At 55.8% G+C, this 4,459-nt stretch carries 5 protein-coding genes; 1 reads left to right on the forward strand and 4 read right to left on the reverse strand.

The features are described from left to right. The 4 genes from QM579_RS04965 to QM579_RS04980 form a co-directional block, all read right to left on the reverse strand. Nucleotides 1–348: a cupin domain-containing protein gene (locus QM579_RS04965; protein ID WP_414998076.1), complete on the reverse strand. Its 348-nt coding sequence runs from the start codon at nt 346–348 to the stop codon at nt 1–3. Between the two features lie 65 nt (nt 349–413). Continuing rightward, nucleotides 414–1,202: a Crp/Fnr family transcriptional regulator gene (locus QM579_RS04970; RefSeq protein WP_414998077.1), complete on the reverse strand. Its 789-nt coding sequence runs from the start codon at nt 1,200–1,202 to the stop codon at nt 414–416. 100 nt (nt 1,203–1,302) lie between these two features. Beyond that, nucleotides 1,303–2,853, reverse strand: a complete 1,551-nt coding sequence (locus QM579_RS04975; protein WP_414998078.1) for a polysaccharide biosynthesis/export family protein — start codon at nt 2,851–2,853, stop codon at nt 1,303–1,305. Nucleotides 2,854–2,938: 85 nt separating this feature from the next. Next, nucleotides 2,939–3,322: a DVU3141 family protein gene (locus tag QM579_RS04980; RefSeq protein ID WP_414998079.1), complete on the reverse strand. Its 384-nt coding sequence runs from the start codon at nt 3,320–3,322 to the stop codon at nt 2,939–2,941. Nucleotides 3,323–3,630: 308 nt separating this feature from the next. Here QM579_RS04980 and QM579_RS04985 point away from each other — a divergent pair. Next, nucleotides 3,631–4,459 (forward strand): molybdopterin-binding protein (locus tag QM579_RS04985; protein WP_414998080.1); only part of this gene is annotated, 829 nt, incomplete at its 3' end.

The following is a 4,459-nucleotide window of genomic DNA, read 5'->3' on the forward strand; positions in this document are numbered from 1 at the left end:
CTATTGAATTTCAGAGGGAAAAATGACAACCAGCAACATCTTGAAGCGCTCCAGCGCACTGACAGAGTGGGGCTGCCCGGAGGGCATCACGATGGCTTCACCCGCCTTGATGAGGGTGGCTTGCCCGCTGATGCTGACCTGAGCCTGACCATCCAGGGCCAGTACAAAGGCATCGCCCGTGGAGGTGTGGGCGCTGATTTCCTCTCCCTTGTCAAAAGCGAAGAGCGTCATCCCCACAGCAGAATTTTGAACAAGCGTCTTGCTGGCTATCTGGCCGGGCTGGTACTCCACCTGCGCTGCAAGGGGCAGAGCGGTGGCGTAATCGAGATTTCTGAGGAAGTGTTGCATGGGGTCCTCCTTGGCTTTGACGATTCCTGTATAGCAAGGGGGAGTAACTGCGTCCGTAACAAATGTTACGGAACAAAATAATCGTAAAATTCTTTTAGCCGTTCAGGGTGGGGCAGGGCGATGGTTTTTCCGTGTATGTCCAGCAAACCCTCGTCGCGCATGGCAGCCAGCTCGCGCGAGAGCGAGGGGCGCGTTACTCCCAGAAAATCCGCCATCTGTTCGCGGTTCATGCCTAGAACCAGCGAACCGTCAGGGGCTCGATGTTCAAGCAGCAGTGCGGCGATTTTGCGGCGCAGGCTGCCTGATGAGAGCAACGACACCCGGCGGGTCAAAAAAAAGGCTTTGCGCGCGAAGACAGAAAGCATGTTGCGGATGATCTGCGCGTGCATGGCACAACGCTTTTCGCAGGTGGAATAAAAGAATTTGGCGGGTATGGCCAGAACGCGTACCGGGCTTTCAGCCTGCACGCTACAGCCGTAGGTGGATTGGTCCAGAAAAACATACACCTCACCGAAGAGGTCGCCGGGCCGATCAATGCGGGCCATGACCGCACGCCTGCCATCTGCACCGTCACGTCCAACCGTGACAGACCCTTCCAGCAGAACAAACAGCCGGTTTGGAGAATCAGTCTCGCAAAAAACCATGCCTCCCTTGCCGTATTTTTCCTCCACAGCTCCGCTGCACCCCAGGCATAACCTGGCGTCATCCGAGCTCATATGGGCGAAAAGGTCACAGTTTTTCAGGGCCTGATCCATATATCCTTCCATTATTGGAGAAAATCGACACCAAGTACCCGTGCCGATTATGGCGCGTTTGAAGTCAGTATACACAAAAAGCGATAAAATGCACATCATCAAGTTTGGCTTTGCCCAGCTCTGTTTGTTGCGCAGGCAACAATGTAAAAAAGCCCGGAAACGGGCTTTTTTACATTAAATGTGATGTGGGTAGGATTTTTTACAGCGAAGGCAGCCCCAGCAGTACTCGGGCAGATACCGCCACCTGCATGAGCACCTGAGATATATCCTTGATGGCTTGCATGTTTTTGGATTCCACCTTCGGCAGCACAAGTATCTGGTCGCCGGGCATGATGTCGTCACCGCCCTGCGTTACAGAACCGTTCTGGTGCATTACCAGAATTTTGTCGCTGTCTGCGCGGTTGGTCAGGCCGCCCGCGCCCTTGATATAGTCGCTGGAATCTTTCTTTTTGGCCCAAAGCATGGCCTGAGGCACCATAACTTCACCGCTTACCAGAACGACATCGCTCTTGGTGGGAATGACGATAATATCGCCTTCTTCCAGGCTCAGGTCGGCCTTGTTGGTTCCGCCGTCCAGAACAACCACGCCTTCGGGTTCCACTGCCTTGGCGCGTTCCACAAATTTGGAAACCATTTCGGCTTCCTTGGCGCGAATCTGCGCCTCTTCAGTACTGGCCGAAGAGGCGGTGAGGGCTGTTTCTTCCAGGCGGCGCAATGAGTCGGCTATGGCTTTTTTCTGACGGGCGGCAACGCTTTTACGCTTGATGTACATCGCATCAAGATTGGCGCGTTCGGGCTCCACGGCAATGAAGTTCTTCACGTCGCGCAGGCGTGCGCCCTGACGAACGGGAAAGCGCGAAGCACCGCGTACAGCGCCCTGCACTTCAATCATTATGGTGTTGCCGGACGCGTCAGCGATAAACTGTATTTTATCGCCGTCTTCAAGGCGCAGGTTGCGCAGATCCTTGAGGGGCAGATAGGTGCTGTAAGGTGCGCCGTTGCGAGTGCCGTTGAGGGCGATATGTGAGGTGCGGCCCTCAGGGTCGGCCAGTTCAATCAAAGCCGCGCCCGTTGCCTGATTTTTGGGAAATTCAAAAAGAGCTGAATTGCGCACGGTGCCAGTGGCGGTAATCGTGGGGCCCTTTTCGCCCACCACCAGCGTGTCGCCGTCCTGCAAGCGCACTGCGGGCAGTACGCCTTTGCGGGCAAAGGGGTAGAGATCAAGGTTCGCTACTGACTTGCCGTCGCGCATAAGGTGTATGTCGCGGTAACTCCCGCGCACAGGGTCAAGGCCGCCTGCCTTGTCCAGAAAACTCAGCAGAGGGTCATTGGGGCCGCCAGTGTAGCTTCCGGGGCGTGTCACACCGCCAGTTACAAAAATGGCCACGGGGCGGGCATCCAGAGGGGCGGCGTAGATCTGCGCGTTGGGGTGGCCGTTGGCGGCCAGCTTGCTGCGCAGCGCGTCGATCAGTTTGTCGTAGGCAAGCCCGGCCACGGGCATGTCGCCTACTTCAGGCAGGTTCATGTGCCCGTCCGGGCCCACGGTGAGGGTGCGGTCCACATTAAGGTCGCCGCCCCACAAACGCACCACCACGCGGTCGCCGGGGGCGATTACCGAACCTTCTTTGCTTTGGGCAAAATTGCCCTGAAAAAGATTGGCCGCGTAAGGCCGCACATTGTCTTCGGCCTGCGCTGCGCCGCAAAGGGTCAACAGGGCCAGAATGACGAAAAAATAGTTTTTTTGCAGCATGATATTCCAAAGGATGAGACGCGCGGTTTCGCGGCCAAGCCGCGCCGCGCGCCTGCAATGGTTACGGGGCAGCGCCCCGCTGAAATTATGGCTTGGAGATGCCCTGGCCCCATACTCTGGGAGCCATGATCCAGCGCCCCTGCCCGTCCTGGCAAAGAACTACCACTTCGGCTTCCTTTTGCCCGGCCAGTACTGTGCCGCGTTTGCAGTTTTCGCCCTTGGCCGAGGTGAAAACTTCGTCAACGCTCACGCTTACGCCCTGACCGAACTGTATGTCATCTACAATAGTGGTCTGGCCGGGAGTGGAAAGTATCATGAAGCTTTCTACGGGGCCAGGGGGCGTTTCATCCCTTTGCGGGGTTTCGCCAAGGCCGCAGGCGGCCAAAGGTAAGGTAAGAAAAAGTGCGGCGGCCAGGGTGGCCAGGCGGCTGAAGCGCGATGTGCGCGTAGTACAGAGGGTTGTGTTCATACGGACTCCTGGCGTCGGCGAACCGTTGCGCCATGATCATCTGACGTGATTGCGGATCATTTTCTTTCACTCCCTGTCGCAGAGAACGCGCCATCTGTCAATTGTCGCAGCGAGCGAAGGCGGTCAAACTGGAGGCAATAGTCACGCTTTTTGTTAAAACAGGGAAAATTAAAACCGAACACATAAGATACCAAAAGCTTATGTTGTCCACACTTTATAAATCCTGAATTTTATTTTGCATTTTGTTGTGAGGGTGCTATTATCCGCACAATCTGAGCATCAGGTCATGCATCGTTTCAGGAGAATCCATGACAAAAGCCTGTATGAAAACCATACACGTTCATGAGGCAGTTGGTAGTGTTCTTTGTCACGATATAACCCGGATTGTGCCCGGCGAGAGTAAAGGGCCGGTTTTTCGCAAGGGCCATGTGGTGCGGCCCGAAGATATCAAGGTGCTGCTCGAAGTAGGCAAGGAGCATCTTTATGTTTTCGAGCCACTGCCAGGCATGGTGCACGAAAATGACGCAGCCGCCCGCATTGTGGCTGCCACGGCGGGAAGTAACCTTATTGCCGGAAACCCCAAAGAAGGGCGCATCAATCTTTCTGCCGCATGTGACGGCCTGTTGAAAATTGACGTGCCCACACTCGCCAGAATCAATGGCCTGGGCGAAATTACCGTAGCCACCATGCACAGCCTGCAATTTGTGAACAAAGGGCGGCCTGTGGCTGGCATGCGCGTTGTGCCCCTTATGATTGAAGAGGAAAAGCTGCGCAGTATGGAAGAGATGGTCAGCCATCCCGTTGTGGAGGTGTTGCCTCTCGCCCACGCCAAAGTGGGTGTGGTGACCACAGGCAGCGAAGTCTATTATGGCCGCATTCAAGACGCTTTTGGCCCGGTGCTGCGAAAAAAATTCGCCAAGCTGGGCAGCAGTATTATGGGCCAGACCCTCACCAGTGATGAAGTGGACATGACAGCTGCCGCCATTGTGGATTTTCTGCATCAGGGTGCGGACATGATTGTGGTTACTGGCGGCATGTCCGTTGACCCGGACGACCGCACCCCCACGGCCATTCGTGCTTCCGGCGCAGAAATTGTCAGTTATGGCGCTCCGGTGTACCCGGGGGCCATGTTTCTTC

The organism is Desulfovibrio sp. (assembly GCF_047607245.1).
In the GTDB taxonomy this organism is placed as follows: Bacteria; Desulfobacterota; Desulfovibrionia; order Desulfovibrionales; family Desulfovibrionaceae; genus Desulfovibrio.

Coding starts and splice junctions, on each gene's coding strand:
- QM579_RS04970 (WP_414998077.1), bottom strand. CDS start 1,202: ATGATGTGCATTTTATCGCTTTTTGTGTATACTGACTTCAAACGCGCC.
- QM579_RS04965 (WP_414998076.1), bottom strand. CDS start 348: ATGCAACACTTCCTCAGAAATCTCGATTACGCCACCGCTCTGCCCCTT.
- QM579_RS04980 (WP_414998079.1), bottom strand. CDS start 3,322: ATGAACACAACCCTCTGTACTACGCGCACATCGCGCTTCAGCCGCCTG.
- QM579_RS04975 (WP_414998078.1), bottom strand. CDS start 2,853: ATGCTGCAAAAAAACTATTTTTTCGTCATTCTGGCCCTGTTGACCCTT.